This is a genomic window from Pseudomonas sp. R1-6 (assembly GCF_051132115.1).
GTDB lineage: Bacteria > Pseudomonadota > Gammaproteobacteria > Pseudomonadales > Pseudomonadaceae > Aquipseudomonas.
On sequence record NZ_CP071662.1, the window covers coordinates 352,383 to 372,657 of the forward strand.

18 protein-coding genes are annotated in these 20,275 nt (G+C 63.4%); 14 read left to right on the forward strand and 4 right to left on the reverse strand.

Annotated elements, in window-relative coordinates:
* Positions 1–64 precede the first annotated feature (64 nt).
* The 4 genes from ruvX to gshB form a co-directional block, all read right to left on the reverse strand.
* Positions 65–502: a Holliday junction resolvase RuvX gene (ruvX, locus tag J3P81_RS01630; protein WP_434561807.1), complete on the reverse strand. Its 438-nt coding sequence runs from the start codon at positions 500–502 to the stop codon at positions 65–67.
* A complete protein-coding gene (locus J3P81_RS01635) occupies positions 502–1,071 on the reverse strand; it encodes a YqgE/AlgH family protein (RefSeq protein WP_434561809.1) in 570 nt (189 codons plus the stop codon). The genes ruvX and J3P81_RS01635 overlap by 1 nt, the downstream gene beginning before the upstream one ends.
* 180 nt (positions 1,072–1,251) lie before the next feature.
* Complete coding sequence (locus J3P81_RS01640; RefSeq protein WP_420765024.1) at positions 1,252–2,148, reverse strand: energy transducer TonB; 897 nt, start codon at positions 2,146–2,148, stop codon at positions 1,252–1,254.
* 96 nt (positions 2,149–2,244) lie between these two features.
* Positions 2,245–3,216, reverse strand: coding sequence for a glutathione synthase (gshB, locus tag J3P81_RS01645; protein ID WP_434561811.1), 972 nt, complete (start codon positions 3,214–3,216; stop codon positions 2,245–2,247).
* 222 nt (positions 3,217–3,438) lie between these two features.
* Between gshB and pilG the strand changes: the two genes are divergently transcribed.
* The 14 genes from pilG (at position 3,439) to madL (ending at position 20,271) form a co-directional block, all read left to right on the forward strand.
* Positions 3,439–3,867, forward strand: a complete 429-nt coding sequence (pilG, locus tag J3P81_RS01650) for a twitching motility response regulator PilG (RefSeq protein ID WP_434561813.1) — start codon at positions 3,439–3,441, stop codon at positions 3,865–3,867.
* A 45-nt stretch (positions 3,868–3,912) separates the two neighbouring features.
* Positions 3,913–4,278 (forward strand): twitching motility response regulator PilH, encoded by a 366-nt coding sequence (gene pilH / locus J3P81_RS01655; RefSeq protein ID WP_420765021.1) that lies wholly within the window; start codon positions 3,913–3,915, stop codon positions 4,276–4,278.
* Positions 4,279–4,288: 10 nt separating this feature from the next.
* Complete coding sequence (locus J3P81_RS01660; protein ID WP_420765020.1) at positions 4,289–4,828, forward strand: chemotaxis protein CheW; 540 nt, start codon at positions 4,289–4,291, stop codon at positions 4,826–4,828.
* 153 nt (positions 4,829–4,981) lie between these two features.
* Positions 4,982–7,042 (forward strand): methyl-accepting chemotaxis protein, encoded by a 2,061-nt coding sequence (locus tag J3P81_RS01665; protein WP_434561815.1) that lies wholly within the window; start codon positions 4,982–4,984, stop codon positions 7,040–7,042.
* A 201-nt stretch (positions 7,043–7,243) separates the two neighbouring features.
* Positions 7,244–13,171, forward strand: coding sequence for an Hpt domain-containing protein (locus tag J3P81_RS01670; RefSeq protein WP_434561817.1), 5,928 nt, complete (start codon positions 7,244–7,246; stop codon positions 13,169–13,171).
* Positions 13,164–13,625 carry a chemotaxis protein CheW gene (locus J3P81_RS01675; RefSeq protein WP_434561819.1) on the forward strand — a complete coding sequence of 154 codons (462 nt, stop codon included), beginning with the start codon at positions 13,164–13,166 and terminating at the stop codon, positions 13,623–13,625. The genes J3P81_RS01670 and J3P81_RS01675 overlap by 8 nt, the downstream gene beginning before the upstream one ends.
* A 163-nt stretch (positions 13,626–13,788) precedes the next feature.
* The gene (gene mdcA / locus J3P81_RS01680; protein WP_434561821.1) at positions 13,789–15,459 is read left to right on the forward strand and encodes a malonate decarboxylase subunit alpha; all 1,671 of its coding nucleotides are present in this window, start codon (positions 13,789–13,791) and stop codon (positions 15,457–15,459) included.
* Positions 15,460–16,335, forward strand: coding sequence for a triphosphoribosyl-dephospho-CoA synthase (locus J3P81_RS01685; RefSeq protein WP_434561823.1), 876 nt, complete (start codon positions 15,460–15,462; stop codon positions 16,333–16,335).
* Complete coding sequence (locus tag J3P81_RS01690) at positions 16,335–16,634, forward strand: malonate decarboxylase subunit delta (RefSeq protein ID WP_420765013.1); 300 nt, start codon at positions 16,335–16,337, stop codon at positions 16,632–16,634. Before J3P81_RS01685 ends, J3P81_RS01690 begins: the two co-directional genes overlap by 1 nt.
* Complete coding sequence (locus J3P81_RS01695) at positions 16,627–17,478, forward strand: biotin-independent malonate decarboxylase subunit beta (RefSeq protein ID WP_434561825.1); 852 nt, start codon at positions 16,627–16,629, stop codon at positions 17,476–17,478. Before J3P81_RS01690 ends, J3P81_RS01695 begins: the two co-directional genes overlap by 8 nt.
* A complete protein-coding gene (mdcE, locus tag J3P81_RS01700) occupies positions 17,475–18,278 on the forward strand; it encodes a biotin-independent malonate decarboxylase subunit gamma (RefSeq protein ID WP_420765011.1) in 804 nt (267 codons plus the stop codon). Before J3P81_RS01695 ends, mdcE begins: the two co-directional genes overlap by 4 nt.
* On the forward strand, positions 18,275–18,895 hold the full coding sequence (locus J3P81_RS01705; protein WP_434561827.1) for a malonate decarboxylase holo-ACP synthase: 621 nt from the start codon (positions 18,275–18,277) through the stop codon (positions 18,893–18,895). Before mdcE ends, J3P81_RS01705 begins: the two co-directional genes overlap by 4 nt.
* Positions 18,892–19,812 carry a malonate decarboxylase subunit epsilon gene (gene mdcH, locus J3P81_RS01710; RefSeq protein ID WP_434561829.1) on the forward strand — a complete coding sequence of 307 codons (921 nt, stop codon included), beginning with the start codon at positions 18,892–18,894 and terminating at the stop codon, positions 19,810–19,812. The genes J3P81_RS01705 and mdcH overlap by 4 nt, the downstream gene beginning before the upstream one ends.
* 66 nt (positions 19,813–19,878) lie before the next feature.
* Entirely contained in the window at positions 19,879–20,271 is a 393-nt protein-coding gene (madL, locus tag J3P81_RS01715; RefSeq protein WP_420765008.1) for a malonate transporter subunit MadL, read from the forward strand.
* The last annotated feature ends 4 nt before the right edge of the window (positions 20,272–20,275 follow it).

Sequence of the window (20,275 nt, forward strand, 5' to 3'; positions counted from 1 at the left end):
CCGGGTCGGTGCTGGTGACTCGGTTTATCGCTAAAAGAAAGCGCCTCGCGGCGCTTTCAGAAAATCAGGTTTTGAACAGGGCGGCGTTGGCATCGAGCCAGCCTTGCAGCAGCAGGGCGGCGGCGATGGCGTCCACCGGGTTGTCGCGGTAACTGCCTTTCTGCCCACCGCGGACTAGGCGTTCGCCCTTGGCCTCGAACGTGGTCAGGCGTTCGTCATGGGTATAGAAGGGCAGATTGAAGCGGCCGTTGAGCCGTCGGGCGAATTTCTCCGCGCGCACGCACATGTCGCTGGGCGTGCCGTCCATGTTCAACGGCAGGCCGACCACCACGGCGTCGGGTTTCCATTCCTTGATCAGCGCTTCGACCTGGTTCCAGTCCGGAACGCCGTTCTGTGCCTTCAAGGTACACAGTTCGCGGGCCTGGCCGGTGACGACCTGGCCGACCGCAACGCCGATCTGTTTGGTGCCGTAGTCGAAGCCCAGCAGCAGGCGGAGAGCCATCAGGCGTGTCCTGCCTGGCTGGTGAGCAAGCTGAGGTTGACGCCCAGCCTGCTGGCGGCCGCTTCCAGGCGCAGTTCGCTGCTGGTGTTGAACAGGATGTCGGCGTCGAACGGGCAGGTCAGCCAGGCGTTGTCGGCCAGTTCGGCTTCCAGTTGCCCGGGTTCCCAGCCGGCATAGCCAAGGGCGATCAGGCTCTTTTCCGGGCCGACGCCGTCGGCGATGGCAAACAGCACGTCCTGGGATGTGGACAGCGACACACCGTTCAATTCGACGGTGGCCTGGAATTTGGGACCCGACGGGTGGAGCACGAAACCGCGATCGGTCTGCACCGGGCCACCGATGAAAATCGGCACATGCTGGCACAGCAATGGCGGCTCGACCTCGGGGCGCAGTTGCTCGAGGATATCCGCCAGGTTCAGCTCCTGTGGGCGATTGACCACCAGTCCCATGGCCCCATTGGCCGTGTGCTCGACGATGTAGGTCAAGGTATGGGCAAAATTCGGATCGGCCATGTGCGGCATGGCGATCAGGAAGTGATGCTTGAGGTAGGTGGGGCTGACGTTTTTCATAGGCGCTAGTGTGGCGGCGTGGGGGCGAACTGACAAGCTGGGAAATGCTTGGGGCTGTCACCAATCCCCTGTGGGAGCGAGCTTGCTCGCGATGCGGTGTGTCAGTCGCCATTCATGCTGAATGATCGATGGCTATCGCGAGCAAGCTCGCTCCCACAGGGTATTGATACTGTCTGAAGATCAGTTACTGGACAGCCGATCACCCCGGGCGAACTTCCAGGTGCGGATGATTTCCAGGCGGTCGATGTCCGACAGGTCACCAGTAAACGGTGCGAAGGGCGCGGCCAGGCGCACGATTCGCTGGGCCGCCTGGTCCAGCAGCGGCTGGCCGGAGGATTCGAGCACCAGCACTTCGTACAGCGAGCCATCACGGTTGATCGAAACCATCAATCTCAGGTTGCCGTAGATCTGCTTGCGCCGGGCTTCGTCGGGGTAGTTCAGGTTGCCGATGCGCTCGACCTTCTTGCGCCACTCGTCCTTGTACCAGGCGCCCTTGTCGCGCATGGTCGAAGCTGCGCTCAGGCGATGGATGCGCGGGCGCTTGGCGTACAACTGCTGTTCCTGGGCCAGTTCGGCTTCCAGGCTGGCGATATCGCTGGACAACTGCGAGCTGTCGAAAGTCGGTTCTGGCGCCTTGGGTTTCGGATCGGGCTTGACCTCTTCCTTTACCGGGGCTTTTTTCGGCTTCGGCGCCACGGTGGTCACGGCAGCCTTGGGCGCCGTCTCCTGGACCTCCGGCTTGGCCGTGGGCGGCGGGGTCACCTTCTGCACTTTATTGTCTTGAAACGGCGCGATCTCGGTGGTCTTGGGGGTCGCTTTCTTTTCCAGGGTGCCACTGCCCTGCTGGTTTTCCTGGGCCAGGAAGTCCGCCTTCTGTGGCTTGGTTTCGCTCTTGAAGGTGGCCAGGGTGATTTCCAGGGTCTGGCTGATCTGCTTGGGTTCGACCGTGGCAAAGCCGACGCCCAACAACAGCGCCAGGTGGATCAATGCCGCCAGGAAAAGGGTGAAGCCAAGGCGATCAGCCGGGCGCACGCCACGATGGGCGAGCTCTTGGGGCAGATCGGACGGGAGTGTCATGGCAAAAAAACCAACATCGCGGGTTTCACAGGCCGGGCATGATAACGCAATGTTGGTTTTTAGCTTCAAGCCTCAAGCAGCAAGCGACAAGCTGCATCAAGCTTGCCGCGTGTGGCTTGCCGCTTGCAGCTGCTTCTCGATGGCGTCCATCAGCATGCCGCCGATGTCCGTGCCGAAGGCATTGTCGATCTCGCGGATGCAGGTCGGGCTGGTGACGTTGATCTCCGTCAGATGCTCGCCGATCACGTCCAGGCCGACGAATAGAAGGCCTTTCTCGCGCAGCGTCGGGCCGACCTGGGCGGCGATCCAGCGATCCTTGTCGGTCAGCGGACGAGCTTCGCCACGACCACCGGCCGCCAGGTTGCCACGGGTTTCGCCGGCCGCCGGGATGCGCGCCAGGCAATAATCGACGGGTTCGCCGTCGATCATCAGGATGCGCTTGTCGCCGTCGACGATAGCCGGCAGGTAGCCCTGGATCATGATCTGTTGCTGGCCGTGCAAGGTCAGGGTTTCCAGGATCACCGACAGGTTCGGATGGCCTGCGGTGTGGCGGAAGATCGAAGAGCCGCCCATGCCGTCCAGGGGCTTGAGGATGACGTCGCCATGATGATCGGCAAATTCGCGCAACACGTCCGGGCGACGGCTGACGATGGTGGGCGGCGTGCATTGCGGGAATAGCGTGGCGAACAGCTTTTCGTTGCAGTCGCGCAGGCTCTGTGGCTTGTTGACCACCAGCACGCCGGCGCTTTCAGCTTGTTCCAGCAGATAACTGGAATACACGAATTCCATGTCGAACGGCGGATCCTTGCGCATCAGGATCACGTCCAGGTCGCTTAGCAGCGCGTCGTTCTCGTCACCCAATTCGAACCATTTCTCGGGGTTGGCGAAGACTTTCAGCGGCTTCATCCGTGCCCGGGCCTGGCCTTCGGCCTGGTAGAGGTCGCGCTGTTCCATGTAGAACAACTCCCAGCCGCGCTTTTGAGCGGCCAGCAGCATGGCCAGCGAGCTATCCTTCTTATAGGAAATGCTGGCGATTGGGTCCATGACAATGCCGACGCGTACGCTCATGGCTTGGTTCCTCGAAATTTGATGGGCACAAATGGCTGAAAAAGTGGCGTCAGAGTGGCGCCCCGAAGATTGGCGGTCAAGGAAAAACCACCGTACCGAGCGGCGGATAGATCGTTGCTGGAGACTGTGCTAAAAAGGCTGCCATGTGACGTGCGGGCCTTGAACATCAAGGGTTTGCGCTGTCGATCACACTTATGCGTTAAAAACCGGTTCGCAGTGGCAATGGCAGAGCATCTTACGCAGCAGCAACCCAGCGCTTTGAAGGTGATGGTCATCGACGACTCGAAGACCATCCGCCGCACCGCCGAAACCCTGCTGCGCAACGTTGGTTGCGAAGTGATAACGGCGGTCGACGGCTTCGATGCCCTGGCCAAGATCGTCGATCATCATCCAGGCATTATCTTTGTCGATATCATGATGCCGCGCCTGGACGGTTACCAGACCTGCGCCCTGATCAAGAACAACAGCGCCTTCAAGGCGACGCCCGTGATCATGCTGTCGTCCCGCGATGGTCTGTTCGACAAGGCCAAGGGGCGCATCGTCGGCTCCGATCAATTCCTGACCAAGCCTTTCAGCAAGGAAGAACTGCTGGGCGCGATACAGGCCCATGTCCCGGGCTTTGCCGCTGTCCAGTCGCACCAGGCACATTAATGACGCTCGGCCTCGGGCCCGAGGTCCAGAAGAATGGGGAACACCATGGCACGCGTTCTGATCGTCGATGATTCGCCGACTGAGATGTACAAGCTCACCGGCATGCTGGAAAAGCACGGCCATGAGGTCCTGAAGGCCGAAAACGGCGCCGATGGCGTGGCATTGGCCCGCCAGGAAAAACCCGATGCGGTATTGATGGATATCGTCATGCCCGGCCTCAACGGTTTCCAGGCCACGCGCCAGCTGACCAAGGATCCTGATACCGGACACATCCCCGTGATCATCATCACCACCAAGGACCAGGACACCGACAAGGTCTGGGGTACGCGCCAGGGTGCGAAGGACTATCTGACCAAGCCGGTGGACGAGGACACCCTGATCACGACCCTGAACAAAGTGCTGGAAGGCTGACGACGCGGGCATGAGCCACTCCCTGACCGCATTCGAACTGTTGCTTCAGATCGATCGACGCTGCCGGTTGCTGGGCGCGGACCTCCCGTCCCAGCCCATGCACCGGGACAGCTGGAGCGGCATCGGTTTTCGCCTGGGCGAACATTGGTACGTGGCGCCCATGGGCGAAGTGAGTGAAGTGCTGCATGAGCCGCGCCACACCTCGTTGCCCGGGGTCAAGCCATGGGTTCGCGGAGTGGCCAACCTGCGGGGGCGCTTGTTGCCGCTGATGGACCTGTGCGGTTTTTTCGGCCATGAACTGTCCAGCGTGCGCAAGCAGCGGCGGGTATTGGTGGTGGACCATGACGAAGTCTTCGCCGGTTTGCTGGTGGACGAAGTGCTCGGCTTGCAGCATTTTGCCAAGGACAGCCTTGAAGCGATTCCCACGGCCTCCTTGGATCGCCCGGAATCGGCGTACGTCCAGGGCCGTTTCGCCGGCGAGCGGCAATGGCAGGTGTTCAGCCCGTTTGCCTTGGCGCGTTCGCCGGGGTTCATGGATGTGGCGGTTTAACAGGCCGCAGCGCGGCCCCTGTGGGAGCGAGCTTGCTCGCGATGGCGCCAGTGCAGTCAACATTGATGCAAGCTGTACCGCCGCTATCGCGAGCAAGCTCGCTCCCACATTTGAATGGCGGTGGTTTGGGGTTTTGGGGACAGGCGAGAACCGATGATCAAAGCAAAAACAGGCAAGCCACTGGAAGCGTCGCGCAGTCGTTCGCAGATCATCGTGCTGTTCGTCGCGCTGATTGTCTTCATCATGCTGTTGTTCGCCAATTTCGCGTACCTCAACGTCCAGTCCACCTATGACAAACAGTACATCGGCCATGCCGGTGAGCTGCGGGTGTTGTCCCAGCGCATCGCCAAGAACGCCACCGAGGCCGCGGCCGGCAAGGCGGCTGCGTTCAAGCTGCTGAGCGATGCGCGCAACGACTTCGCCCAGCGCTGGGGCTACCTGAAACAGGGCGATCCGGTGACCGGCCTGCCGCCAGCGCCCGCCACCCTGCGTCCGCAGATGCGTGCCGTGCAGTTGGACTGGGAGCGGCTGCTGAAGAATACCGATGCCATCCTCTCCAGCGAGCAAACCGTCCTGTCGCTGCATCAAGTCGCGGCGACCCTGGCCGAAACCGTTCCGCAACTGCAGGTCGAGTATGAAAAAGTCGTCGAGATCCTCCTGCAACGTGGAGCGCCGGCCGCCCAGGTGGCCATGGCCCAGCGCCAGTCGCTGCTGGCCGAACGCATCCTCGGCGCGGTGAATACCGTATTGGCCGGCGATGAAAATGCCAGCCAAGCCGCCGATACCTTTGGCCGCGACGCCGCGCGTTTCGGCCAGGTGCTCAACGGCATGCTGCAAGGGGACCCGACCTTGAAGATCCCCCAGGTACAGGATCGCGATGCCCGGGCGCGCCTGTCGGAAATCAGCGAGCTGTTCGAGTTCGTCTCGGGCTCGGTGGATGAAATCCTCGAGACCTCCCCGGAACTGTTCAAGGTCCGCGAGTCGGCGAGCAATATCTTCAGCCTGTCGCAAACCCTCCTCGATGAGGCCTCGCACTTGGCCACGGCGTTCGAGAACCTGGCGGGCGGGCGTTCGGTCAACACCATTGGCGGCTATGTGTTAGGCCTGCTGGCGTTGATGTCGATTATCCTTATCGGCCTGGTCATGGTTCGCGAAACCAACCGCCAGTTGAGAGAGACGGCGGAAAAGAACGAGCGCAACCAGAATGCAATCATGCGATTGCTCGACGAAATCGAGGACCTGGCCGACGGCGACCTGACCGTCACTGCCTCGGTCACCGAGGATTTCACCGGGACCATCGCCGACTCGATCAACTACTCGGTGGATCAGTTGCGTGATCTGGTGGCGACCATCAACCTCACCGCCGGCCAGGTCGCTGCCGCCGTGCAGGAAACCCAGGCCACGGCGATGCACCTGGCCCAGGCATCCGAGCACCAGGCCCAGCAAATTTCAGAAGCATCGACTTCAATCAATGAAATGGCCCAATCCATCGACCAGGTGTCGGCCAACGCCGCCGAGTCGTCGGCGGTGGCCGAGCGCTCCGTGGAAATCGCCAACAAGGGCAACGAGGTGGTGCACAACACCATCCATGGCATGGATAACATTCGCGAACAGATCCAGGACACCGCCAAGCGCATCAAGCGGTTGGGCGAGTCGTCCCAGGAAATTGGCGACATTGTCAGCCTGATCGACGACATCGCCGACCAGACCAACATCCTGGCACTCAACGCGGCGATCCAGGCGTCCATGGCCGGTGATGCCGGTCGCGGCTTCGCAGTGGTGGCCGACGAAGTGCAGCGGTTGGCGGAGCGTTCCTCGGCGGCGACCCGGCAGATCGAAACGCTGGTGCGGGCGATCCAGGCCGACACCAATGAAGCGGTGATCTCCATGGAACAGACCACCACCGAAGTGGTGCGCGGTGCCCGACTGGCCCAGGACGCCGGCGTCGCCCTGGAGGAAATCGAAGGTGTGTCCAAGACCCTGGCGGCGCTGATCCAGAGCATTTCCAACGCGGCGCAGCAGCAGACCACCTCCGCAGGGCAGATTTCCTTGACCATGAACGTGATTCAGCAGATCACCTCGCAGACCTCGTCCGGCTCTACCGCCACCGCCGAGAGCATCGGCAACCTGGCGAAGATGGCCAGCCAACTGCGCCGCTCGGTGTCGGGTTTCACCTTGCCGCCGGCACCGGCTGGCGATGAGGACAAGCAGTGACTGACCAGCGCTGCACATTGAAAAAACGCATCTGGCGAGGAAGTTTTTGTGGCGAGGGAACTTGCTCCCGCTTGAGCGCGCAGCGCTCATAAAATCCTTGGCCGTTGCGCCCGAGGCGTCGAACCGGCCCAGCGGGAGCAAGCTCCCTCGCCAAAAGGGCTGAGGTACTCTGCTGCATATGACTGTTGATTTGGAGTGGATATGGGTGATCGGCACGACTACGTGGCCCTGGAGTGGGTCAAGGGCGAGATTGCCGAAACGCTGAGGCAGGCTCATCTGGCACTCAATCGTCCGGAGGACGACCCGCAGGCGCCGGATGCACTTGCCCTATGCCTGGCCTGTATCCATCAGGTCCACGGTGGCCTGCAGATGGTCGAGTTTTATGGCGCGGCGTTACTCGCCGAAGAAATGGAGCAACTGTGCATCGCGCTGCAGGACAATCGTATTGCCCACCGCGACGAGGCCGTCAGCCTGTTGCGCCAGGCCCTGGGCCAATTGCCGGCCTATCTTGAACGTGTGCAAGGCGCCCGTCGCGACCTGCCGCTGGTGGTGCTGCCGTTGATCAACGACTTGCGCAGCGCCAGGGGCGAAAGCCTGTTGTCGGAGACCAGCCTGTTCAGCCCGCAGTTGCCTGATGTCGCGCCTCTCAGGGATGACGCCTTGAAACGGCTCGAACCCGCCGACCTGCCAGGCACCCTGCGCAAGCTGCGCCAAACCTTGCAGGTCGCGTTGGTGGGGTTGTTGCGCGAACAAGACGACGCCACTCACCTCGGCTACCTGGCCAAGGTCTTCCACCGTTTGGAAACGCTGTGCGCCGGGGCGCCACTCAATGCGTTGTGGCAGGTCGCTTCGGCATTGGTCGAGGGCATGCGCGAGGGGCGCATCGCCAACAGCCCGGCGTTGCGTAGCCTGTTCAAGGATGCCGACAAGGAGCTCAAGCGCCTGCTGGTGCAGGGCATGCCAGGCGTCAATCAACCGGCCCCGTCACACCTGGTCAAGAGCCTGTTGTTCTATATTGCCAAGGCCGAACATCCCAGCGGGCAGATGCAGATCATGAAAGAACGCTACTCACTGGACGACGCGCTGCCCGACAGCGCCATGGTCGATGAGGAACGGGCCCGCCTGGCCGGGCCCGACCGCGATGCCATGCGCTCGGTGCTGGCGGCGCTCTGCGAGGAACTGGTCCGGGTCAAGGAACGCCTGGACCTGTTCGTGCGCAGCGATCGGCAGCACGTCACGGAGCTGGACAGTTTGCTGGCGCCCCTGCGCCAGATCGCCGACACCCTGGCGGTGCTGGGTTTCGGCCAGCCCCGAAAAGTGATCATCGACCAGTTGGCGGTGGTCCTGAGCCTGGCCCAGGGCCAGCGCGAGCCGGATGACGCGACCCTGATGGACGTCGCCGGAGCCCTGCTCTATGTCGAGGCGACCCTGGCTGGCATGGTCGGCACTGTCGAGCCGGAGAGCCGCGAAGACAACCGTCTGCCGACCACCGACCTGACCCAGATCCACCAGATCGTCATCAAGGAAGCCCACACCTGCCTGCAGCAGGCCAAGGACCTGATCGTCGACTACATCGACGCGGACTGGAACAGCGAGCAGCTCCAGCCATTGCCGGCGCTGCTGACCCAGGTGCGCGGTGCGCTGGCGATGATCCCGTTGACCCGTGCTGCCAGCCTCGTGGAGGCTTGCCACGGTTTCATCCACGAGCACCTGTTGCTCGAGCATGCCCGACCGGGCTGGGAAGAGCTGGATCACCTGGCCGACGTGATCACTGGCCTGGAATATTACCTGGAGCGCTTGAGCGAAGACCCCCACAAGCCTGCCGAGAACCTGCTTGATGGGGTCGAGCGCAGCCTGGGCGCCCTCGGGTATTTCCCCGACGAAGCCCGCGTGCCGTTACTCGATGACGTGCTCAGCCCCAACGAAGCCCAGGTCATGCAGGATCTGCAAGAGCTGGACGACCCGCAGACCGTGCAATCCTTGGCCGAAGTCCTGGCCAGCCCTGTCTCGGCGGTCAACCCGCCGGCGAGAAACATGCCGGCCAGCCTGCTGCCGCCCCCGGCGGACGAAAGCCCGATAGACGATGAGCTGCGCGAGGTGTTCCTCGAGGAAACCGCCGAAGTGCTCGATGTCTTGAATGAGTACCTGCCGCGCTGGGCTGCCCATCCGGACGATCATGGCGCCCTCACAGAACTGCGCCGAGCCTTCCACACCCTCAAGGGCAGCGGCCGGATGGTTCGGGCGCTGATCCTCGGTGAGTTGGCCTGGGCCGTGGAAAACCTGCTCAACCGGGTGCTGGAACGCAGCGTGGAGCCGGGCGCTTCGGTCCGGCAGTTGATTGAAGAAACGGTGCAACTGCTGCCGGCCCTGGTCGCCGAATTCGCCGCGCACCGCCAATCCCAGCGTGACGACGTCGATCGTCTGGCGGCTCGCGCCCATGCCCTTGCCAAGGGCAGCGATGAAGACGATGACGACGAGCGAGACGTGACGGCTCTCGATCCGCTGCTCCTGAACATTTTCGACAACGAAGCCCAAGGGCACCTCGCCACGCTCGATCGCTTCCTTGATCAAGCCGCCGAACAACTGCCGTTGCAGGCCAGCGACGAACTGCAACGGGCGTTGCACACCCTCAAGGGCAGCGCATCGATGGCCGGTGTGCTGCCCATTGCCGAGCTTGCCGGGGCGCTGGACGAGCTGGCCCGGGAATACAAGGCGCATTCGCTGGCGCTGGACCTGGATGAGATTGAACTGCTGCTTGAGGGCGAGGGGCTGTTGCGACGCGGCCTGCGCCAGTTGCACAGCGAACCGTTGGCTTCGATAGCCGGTGCCGCCGACTTGATCCAGCGGGCCAGGGCGCTGCTGGCCGAGCGCTTGCAGGCGGCGGTTGGCGCGGCGGATCAAGGCGCGCGGACCAAGCGTGATCCGCAGTTGATCAATAACTTCCTCGCCCAAGGCATGGATATCCTGCTGGACGCAGAGAACCTGTTGCAGCGTTGGCAGCAGCATCCCGCTGAAAGCCAGGAATTGAGTGCCTTGCTCGATGAGCTGACCACCCTGGGCGAAGGCGCGCACCTGGCCGACCTGCACCCGGTGGACGAGCTCTGCGAAGCGTTGCTCGACCTCTACGGCGCGGTGGAGGAAAGCAGCCTCGCAGTCAGCGACGCCTTTTTCCAGGAAGCGCAACGCGCCCACGAAGCATTGATCGACATGCTCGACGAGTTGGCGGCCGGCCAGCATGTGCATTCGCGGTCCGAGCGGGTGCAAGCCCTGCGCAAACTGCTCGAAGAGAGTCTCGACCCAGCCGCCACGGGGCTGATTCGCAGCGACGGCAGTCGCACCCTTAGCATCCGCGAGCTGGGGCAGGCGACCGCCGAAATGGAGCAGGGCGCGACCACCGAGACGTCGGTCGACGACGACATCGCCTCGATCTTCCTCGAAGAGGCGCAGGACATCCTGGAAAGCGCCGCCCAGGCCTTGCAGCGCTGGCTCGCCGATCCGGACAACGGCGCGCCGCTGTCGTCGCTGCAGCGCGATCTGCATACCCTCAAGGGCGGCGCGCGCATGGCGAATATCCGGCCGGTCAGTGACCTCGCCCAGGAGCTCGAAAGCCTCTATGAGGGACTGGTGGATCGCCGCTACAGCTACAGCGAGGAACTGGCGCAACTGCTCGACAGCAGCCACGCGCGCCTCGATCTTTTGCTCGGGCAGTTGCAGCAAGGCCAGCCACTGGGCGATCCCGTTGCGCTGATCGACGCTATCCACCGGTTCCGCCAGGACCGGCCGAACGCCATCGAGACACCGGGGGCGAGTCCGAGCGATGCCACGGGGCATGACCCGGAGCTGCTGGAAATCTTTCTCGAGGAGGGTTTCGACATCCTCGACAGTTCCGGCGCTGCTTTGCTGCGCTGGCAGGAAGACCCGGGCAACCGCCAGGCCGTGGAAACCTTGCTGAGGGACTTGCATACCCTCAAGGGCGGCGCACGGATGGTGGAAATCGCCCCCATCGGCGATCTCGCCCATGAACTCGAAAACCTTTACGAAGGCCTGTCGGCGGGTCTGCTGCAACCGGGCCCCGAGCTATTTGTCCTGCTGCAAAGCAGTCATGACCGACTGGCGCAGATGCTCGACGCGGTCCGCGCAGGGCAGCCGTGTCCGCCAGGCGATCGGTTGATCGCGCGGATCCACGCGGTGGGCCATCCGCAGGAGAACGAGGCGCCCGAACCTGTTGCAACACCGGAGCCTGCCTCGATCCAGGCGCCAGCAACGCTGCCGTCGCGACCCGAGCCCGCAATGTCGGGCGACGGCGTGGACACAGTGAAGGTCTCCGCCGAATTGCTCGACGACCTGGTCAACCTCGCTGGCGAAACATCGATCTTCCGTGGCCGTATCGAGCAACAAGTCAACGACGCGCGTATTGCCCTGGGCGAGATGGAAACCACCATCGAGCGCATGCGCGATCAGTTGCGTCGCCTGGATACCGAAACCCAGGGGCGCATTCTCAGCCGCCAGCAAGCGGAAGCCGAGCGGTTGGGCTACGAAGAATTCGACCCCTTGGAGATGGACCGCCATTCCCAGTTGCAGCAATTGTCCCGGGCGCTGTTCGAGTCCGCTTCGGACTTGCTCGATCTCAAGGAAACCCTCGACCGCAGCAATCACGACGCGGAAAACCTGCTGCAACAGCAAGGGCGCATCAATACCGAACTCCAGGAAGGCCTGATGCGTACGCGCATGGTGCCGTTCGAGCGCATGGTGCCGAGACTCAAGCGCATCGTCCGGCAAGTCGCCCAAGAGCTGGGCAAGGACGTCGAGTTCGTGGTCGACAATGCCGAGGGCGAGATGGACCGCAACGTGCTCGAACGCATGGCGGCGCCTTTGGAGCATATGTTGCGCAACGCCGTCGACCATGGCCTTGAACCCGCCGATGTGCGTATCGCCGCCGGAAAGCCGGCCAAGGGGCGCATCAGCCTCGACCTGTCCCGGGAGGGGGGCGACATCATCTTCGACATTCGCGACGACGGTGCGGGAGTGCCACTGGACGCGGTGCGGCGCAAGGCGATCAAGCGTGGCTTGCTGGCGCCCGACAGCGACATCAGTGACCGTGATGTGCTGCAGTTCATTCTCCAGCCAGGCTTTTCCACGGCGGAAAAAATTACCCAGATTTCCGGGCGTGGCGTCGGCATGGACGTGGTCCACGAAGAGGTGCGGCAGTTGGGCGGCACGATGTCCATCGACTCGACGCCGGGGCAGGGTGTGCACTTTCGCATTCGCCTGCCGTTCACGGTGTCGGTGAACCGGGCGTTGATGGTGCAGTGCCATGAAGACCAGTACGCAATTCCGTTGAACACCATCGACAGCATCGTCCGGGTATTGCCCGCTGAACTGGACGGCTATTACCAGCTCGATCCGCCCACCTACACCTACGCCGGGCAGCGCTACGAGCTGTGTTACCTGGGGGAGCTGCTGAAAACCGCGGCCCGCCCGAAATTACTGGGGCAAAGCCAGCCCTTGCCGGTGCTGCTGGTGCAGTGCAACGAACGGCACGTCGCGGTGCAGGTGGACGCCACCGCTGGGACCCGGGAGATCGTGGTCAAGAGTCTCGGCTCGCAGTTCTCAGCGGTACGGGGCCTGTCCGGGGCGACAATCCTGGGAGACGGCCGGGTGGTGCTGATCCTCGACCTGCTGGCGCCGATCCGCGCCTTGCCGCACCAGGTGCCGCGCCGCCAGTTGTCTACCCAAAGTGAGAGCGAACCCCAGCGACCGCTGCTGATTTTGGTGGTGGACGACTCGGTGACGGTGCGCAAGGTTACCAGCCGCTTGCTGGAGCGCCATGGCATGCATGTCCTCACGGCCAAGGACGGAGTTGACGCCATGGCCCTGTTGAGCGAACACACGCCTGACCTGATGCTGTTGGACATCGAAATGCCGCGCATGGATGGCTTCGAAGTCGCCACCCAAGTGCGCAACGACCCAAGCCTGGCGCACTTGCCGATCATCATGATCACCTCCCGCACCGGCCAGAAGCATCGCGACCGCGCCATGACCATCGGTGTCAACGATTACCTGGGCAAGCCGTACCAGGAATCGGTGCTGCTCGACAGCATCGCTTACTGGAGCAAAAACCATGGATGAATTTCGCGCCAGTCATCTCACCGGGTTATTGCTGCCCTTGGCCGACCGGCATCTGGTATTGCCCAATGTCGCGGTGGCGGAGCTGATCGACTACCAAAGCAGCGCGTTCGACATGGACACACCGCCCTGGTTTCTGGGCTGGGTGAGCTGGCGCGAACGCCAGATCCCACTGCTGAGTTTCGAGTCGGCCTGTGGCCAGAAAACCATGATCGGCGAGCGCGCGCGCATCGTCGTGCTCAACGCCCTGGGCGGCCGCCCGGAGTTGCGCTTCATTGCCCTGCTGGTCCAAGGCATCCCGCGCTCCTACAAGCTCGACAGCCAGTTGAGCTACGTTGACGTGCCGCTGTGCGGGCTGGAGCAGGCCGCCGTGCAGGTCGGGGAACATGTGGCGAAAGTACCGGATCTGTTGGCGTTGGAGGAGCTGGTCCTAGCCGCGGGGCTGTCCCAGAGCTGATATCCGTGGTGAGGGAGCAAGCTTTCTCGCCACGAAAAGCGCTGTCCATCGCGCCGCACTCAACCATTACTCCCACCGTAACGATCCACCATCGAGCTTGATTGATGCCCTCGCCACAACACTCCTAAGGTAAGCCCCACGAAAGCGAACCCGTGGAGTGGTCATGACAACAACAATATCCCCCGACTCGCGATGGACGCGGCGGCGCAGCGAAAAGCAGCGGCGCCTGGCGTTGGTCAAGGACCTTGCCGATGGCGTGGTGTTGCCCACCGATAACATCGTTGCGGCGTTGGAGGCATTGATCTTGCCCGGCGACCGTGTGGTGCTGGAGGGCAATAACCAGAAGCAGGCGGATTTTCTTTCGCGCTCCCTTGCCAAGGCCGATCCATCGAAGCTGCACGACCTGCACATGATCATGCCCAGCGTCGGCCGTTCCGAGCACCTGGACCTCTTCGAGCGTGGCATCGCTCGCAAGCTGGATTTTTCCTTTGCCGGCACCCAAAGCCTGCGCATCAGCCAATTGCTGGAAGACGGCCTGCTGGAAATCGGCGCGATCCACACCTACATCGAACTCTATGCCCGGCTGGTGGTGGATTTGATTCCCAACGTTGTGCTCTCGGCCGGTTTCATGGCCGACCGCGCCGGCAATATCTACACCGGCCCCAGCACTGAAGACACCCCCGCGCTGATCGAGCCGGCGGCTTTCAGCGATGGCATCGTCATTGTCCAGGTCAACCAATTGGTGGACGACGTCAGCGACCTGCCCCGTGTGGACATCCCGGCGTCCTGGGTGGATTTCGTGGTGGTGGCCGACAAGCCGTTCTACATCGAGCCGCTGTTCACCCGCGACCCGCGCCACATCAAGCCTGTGCATGTGCTGATGGCGATGATGGCCATCCGTGGGATCTACGAAAAACACAACGTCCAATCCTTGAACCACGGCATTGGGTTCAACACGGCCGCCATCGAATTGATCCTGCCGACCTACGGCGAATCCCTCGGCCTCAAAGGCAAGATCTGCCGCAACTGGACCCTCAACCCGCACCCGACCCTGATCCCGGCCATCGAAAGTGGCTGGGTCGAAAGCGTACATTGCTTCGGCACCGAACTGGGCATGGAGAACTACATCGCCGCCCGGCCCGACGTGTTCTTCACCGGCCATGACGGCTCGCTGCGTTCAAACCGCATGGTCTGCCAACTGGCCGGGCAATACGCGGTGGACCTGTTCATCGGCGCTACCCTGCAAGTGGACGGCGACGGTCATTCCTCCACCGTGACCCGTGGCCGACTCGCCGGTTTTGGCGGCGCGCCGAACATGGGCCACGACCCGCGCGGCCGTCGTCACGGCACCCCGGCCTGGCTCGACATGCGCCACGGCGACGGCGAAGCGCCGCTGCTCGAGCGCGGCAAGAAGCTGGTGGTGCAGATGGTCGAGACGTTCCAGGAGGGCGGCAAACCGACCTTCGTCGACACCCTCGACGCGGTGGACGTGGCGAAGAAGGCCGGCATGCCCCTGGCGCCGATCATGATCTACGGCGACGACGTTACCCACCTGCTCACCGAAGAAGGCATCGCCTACCTGTACAAGGCTCGCTCCCTCGAAGAGCGCCAGGCGATGATCGCCGCCGTGGCCGGGGTGACGGCCGTCGGCTTGCGCCATGACCCGAAAGACACCGCGCGCATGCGCCGCGAAGGGTTGATTGCCTTGCCCGAAGACCTCGGTATCCGCCGCACCGACGCCACCCGCGAGTTGCTCGCGGCCAAGAGCGTGGCCGATCTGGTGGAGTGGTCCGGTGGCCTCTACAACCCGCCCGCCAAGTTCAGGAGCTGGTAAATGCGCGCCTTGAATCTGCAACCCAAGCCAATTTCCCTGGCTGAACGTCTGGCCGACCTGGCGGTGGACGCGTTGATCGATGAGGCCGACCTCTCGCCGAAACCGGCGCTGGTGGATCGGCGCGGCAGCGGTGCCCACACCGATCTGCACTTGGGTCTGATGCACGCTTCGGCGTTGTCATTGTGGCCGGCCTTCAAGGAAATGGCCGAAGCCGCCCTCGACTGTGGCGAGATCGGCCTGCCATTGCGCGAAGCCCTGGGCCGCATCGGCCGCGACGGTGAAGCCGCGATGCTCGCCACCACGGGTGGGGTAAATACTCATCGTGGCGCGATCTGGGCCTTGGGCCTGTTGATCGCTGCGGCGGCGCTGAAGCCTGAATCCAACGTCGCGGGCGCCGTCACCCTACGCGCCGCTCGTCTGGCCTTGCTCAACGACCGTTATGCGCCCCGACCCTTGACCCATGGCGTCCAGGTCGCCCAGCGTTACGGCGTACGCGGTGCCCGGGAAGAAGCGCAGCTGGCGTTCCCGGCCGTCACCGGCCTGGGCCTGCCGCAACTCAAGCGCAGCCGCGCGGCTGGAGCGGGCGAACAGAACGCCCGGCTCGATGCCTTGCTGGCGATCATGACCACCCTGGCCGACACCTGCGTGCTCTACCGCGCCGGCGAAGCGGGGCTGCAAGCCATGCAACAGGGCGCCAAAGCGGTGCTCGACGCCGGTGGCAGCGCGAGCCTGGTGGGTCGCCGCCAACTCCATGCGCTGGACCAACAATTGATTGCCTTGAACGCCTCGCCCGGCGGCGCTGCCGACCTGCTTGCCGCCTGCCTCTTTCTCGACCGTATCGAGCGCGGCGATGACCTCTTTCCAGGAGTGTGCTGATGGAAACCTTGTCCTTTGAATTTTCCGCCGGACAGCCGCCACGAGGCCGGGCGCTGGTGGGCTGCGTCGGCTCGGGCGATCTGGAGGTGCTGATCGAACCGGGGCTGGCGGGAAAATTGACCATTCAGGTGCAGACCTCGGTCAATGGCAGCGAGCAACGCTGGCAGCATTTGTTCGCCCGCATGTTCGACGGCCAGACGCCCCCGGCGATGAACATCGACATCCATGATTTCGGCGCCACCCCAGGCGTGGTGCGTCTGCGCCTGGAGCAAGGCTTCGAGGAGATCGGCCATGACTGACAGCGCAACGCTGCTCAACAAGCACAGCTTCGTCGAACTCGGTGCCCGGCAACGGGCCAAGGCCTTGCTCGACGAGGGAACATTCCGTGAACTGCTCGACCCCTTCCAGCGCTTCATGTCGCCATGGCTGCTGCGCCAAGGCGTGGTGCCGCAGAGCGACGATGGCGTGGTGATCGCCAAGGGCACGCTCGATGGCCTACCGGTGGTGATCGCCGCCATCGAAGGTGCGTTCCAGGGCGGCAGCCTCGGCGAAGTCGGCGGGGCAAAAATTGCCGGTGCGCTGGAACTGGCGGCTGAAGACAACCGCAAAGGCATCGCGACCCGCGCCGTGCTGCTGCTGGAAACCGGCGGCGTGCGGTTGCAGGAGGCCAACCTCGGGCTCGCGGCGATCGCCGAGATCCACTCGGCGATCGTCGACCTGCGCCAGTTCCAACCGGTGATCGGCGTGGTAGCGGGCAGCGTCGGCTGCTTTGGCGGCATGTCGATTGCCGCCGGGTTGTGCAGTTACCTGTTGGTGACCCAGGAAGCGCGGCTGGGGTTGAACGGCCCGCAAGTGATCGAGCAGGAGGCCGGCATCGACGAGTACGACTCCCGCGATCGTCCGTTCATCTGGAGCCTGACCGGCGGCGAGCAGCGCTACGCGACCGGGCTGGTGGACCGATACGTTGCCGATGACGTCGCGCAGATCCGTCGGCAGGTCGGCGAACTGTTGCACCTGGGTGTACCCGACGAGCACCGCAGCGGTCAGGCAGATTTGTTCCTGCAACGCCTGGCCCGCCTGGACACCGACGTGCAAATCGAACCGTCAGCGGTTCGCCAGCTGTATCAGGGAGAACGCCCATGAGTTCGTATTCAATGAGAGGCGCGCGCTGGTTCGAGGCCTTGAGCGGCGGCGCCAAGCCGTTGGATGGCTTGCCGGCTTCGCTGCAAGTGGCCGACGTCCAACTGGGCGAACAAACCGCACGTTTGATCGCCGTGGTGGCCGACCCCGACAACCGTTTTCCTCGGGCGCGCAATGGCGAAGTCGGTTTGCTCGAAGGTTGGGGCTTGGCCAAGGCGGTGGACGATGCCATCGAAGCCGACCGCAACGCGCCTCGCAAACGTGCGCTGATCGCCATTGTCGATGTGCCCAGCCAGGCTTATGGCCGTCGCGAAGAAGCCCTCGGCATTCACCAAGCACTGGCTGGCGCGGCAGACAGTTATGCCCGCGCCCGATTGGCCGGGCATCCGGTGATTGGCTTGCTGGTGGGCAAGGCGATGTCCGGCGCGTTCCTGGCCCACGGCTACCAGGCCAACCGGCTGATTGCCCTGCGCGACCCGGGGGTGATGGTCCATGCCATGGGCAAGGCCTCGGCGGCGCGGGTGACCTTGCGCAGTGTCGAAGAACTTGAAGCCCTGGCTGCCAGCGTGCCGCCAATGGCCTATGACATCGACAGCTACGCCAGCCTGGGTTTGCTCTGGGAAACCTTGTCGGTTGAGCAGATCGAGCAACCGACGGCAGCGGATCTGGGGCGGGTGACTGATTGCCTGCAACAGGCGATCAACGACGTGGCGGGTGCGCCTCGGGATCTGAGCGGGCGTTTGGGGGCGGCCCATCGCGCAGCTTCCAGCCAAGTTCGCCAGTTGTTGAGGGCGCAGTGGTGAGCACGTTCCTGACCCATGACCTGCTCTGGGGGATGACTGCCTTGCAGTTGCCTGCGGATGCGCCGGGTTGGGCTGTCGAATCGCTCGACCTCGGGCAGCCGGTGGTGGTGCGTCGAGCGCTCACCTTGCCCGGGCACGTCGCGGTGGGCCTGCGCGGCTCCTCCCGGGAACAGCGTTACGCCGCGTCGATGCCTGTGGTTGCGGTCCAGCGCCGGGTACGCCCGGAAGATCTTCGTCATGTCGAATGCCGTCGTGACCTGCCTGCGCTGATCGCCCTGGCGCAGCTCCGCCCCTTGCTCGACGCCAGTGGTTGGATCTGGGGCGTGAGCGGCAGCGCCGGGTTCGAATTGGCCACGGGTGTCGAGGCGCTGCATGAACGCAGTGACTTGGATTTGATTCTGCGCGCGCCGCGTCGTCTGAATCGTCTCCAGGCCAAGGAACTGCTGGCGCTGTTGGATGCCTCGGTCTGCGCCGTGGACATGCAGTTGCAAACGCCTTGCGGCGCCGTCGCCCTACGCGAGTGGGCGGGTTCGTCGCGTCGGGTCTTGCTCAAGGATGATGTCCAGGCGCGCCTGGTGAGCGACCCTTGGCAATCTTCAGTGGAGCAGGTCGCGTGAGCAGCCTTTTCGTCTTTCCCGGCCAGGGTGCGCAGCGCGTGGGCATGCTCCATGGGTTGGCACCGCTGATCCTCGAAGAGGCGGGGGATGTGCTGGGTGAAGATGTATTGCGATTGGACAGTGCCCAGGCTTTGCAATCGACTCGCGCCGTGCAGCTGTGCCTGCTGATCGCAGGCGTGGCGGCGGCTCGTCGGTTGCTTGAGCAGGCTCGCGCTCCGGATTACGTCGCGGGGCTGTCCATCGGTGCTTATCCGGCGGCGGTCGTGGCTGGGGCGCTGGATTTTGCGGATGCGCTGCGCCTGGTCAGCCTGCGGGGCGAGCTGATGCAGCAGGCGTATCCACGAGGCTACGGCATGACGGCGATCATCGGCCTGGACCTCGCGGTGGTGGAGACCTTGCTTGCCCAGGTACACAGCGAAACAGCGCCGGTCTACCTCGCCAATATCAATGCCGATAACCAGGTAGTCATCGCCGGCAGCGACGAAGCCATGGGCCTCGTCGCCGAAAAGGCCCGGCGTCAAGGCGCGGGCAAGGCTTGCCGGCTGGCGGTCAGCGTGCCGTCCCATTGCCCGTTGCTGGAGGCACCGGCCCGGACGTTGGCCCAGGCATTCGCCGACGTGCCGTTGAAGGCGCCAACATTGGGCTACCTCAGTGGCAGCCGCGCCCGGCCGATGTTCAAGACCGATGCGCTACGCGACGATTTGGCGTTCAACATGTGCCGTGTCGTCGATTGGCGCGGCACGGTGCAGAGCGCCTATGAGCGTGGCGTGCGCCTGCAAATCGAATTGCCGCCCGGCGCGGTGCTCACCGGGCTGGCGCGCCGGGTGTTCGAGCAAGGCACTGTCATGGCGTTTGATGGCGCGCGGCTGGATACGCTGCAAGCGCTACTGCATGAGGAGGGACGCCGCCAACCCTAGACACCGACTCAAGCTGGCGAAGCACAAAAACAACAACTTCGACGATGCATTTTGAGGATTACGACAATGATTATCTACGGTGTGGCGTTTCTGGCCTTTTGTACCCTGGCGGGTATTTTCATCGGTGAGCTGCTGGGCAAATTGATCGGCGTGCCGGCCAATGTCGGCGGTGTCGGCATTGCGATGCTGCTATTGATCGGCCTGGGCAGCTATCTGAACAAGCGCGGCCTGTTCAAGGGCAAGTCTGAAGCTGGCGTGGAATTCTGGAGTGCCATCTATATCCCGATCGTGGTGGCGATGGCGGCGCAGCAAAACGTCTATGGCGCGCTGAAAGGCGGGCCGATGGCGATCCTGGCCGGGACCCTGGCCGTGGCGATTGCCTTTGCGTTGGTACCGGTGCTGGTGCGCATTGGTAACAAGGACCCTCAATCCAACGTGTCCGTGAAAACGGTCGGGTGATCGC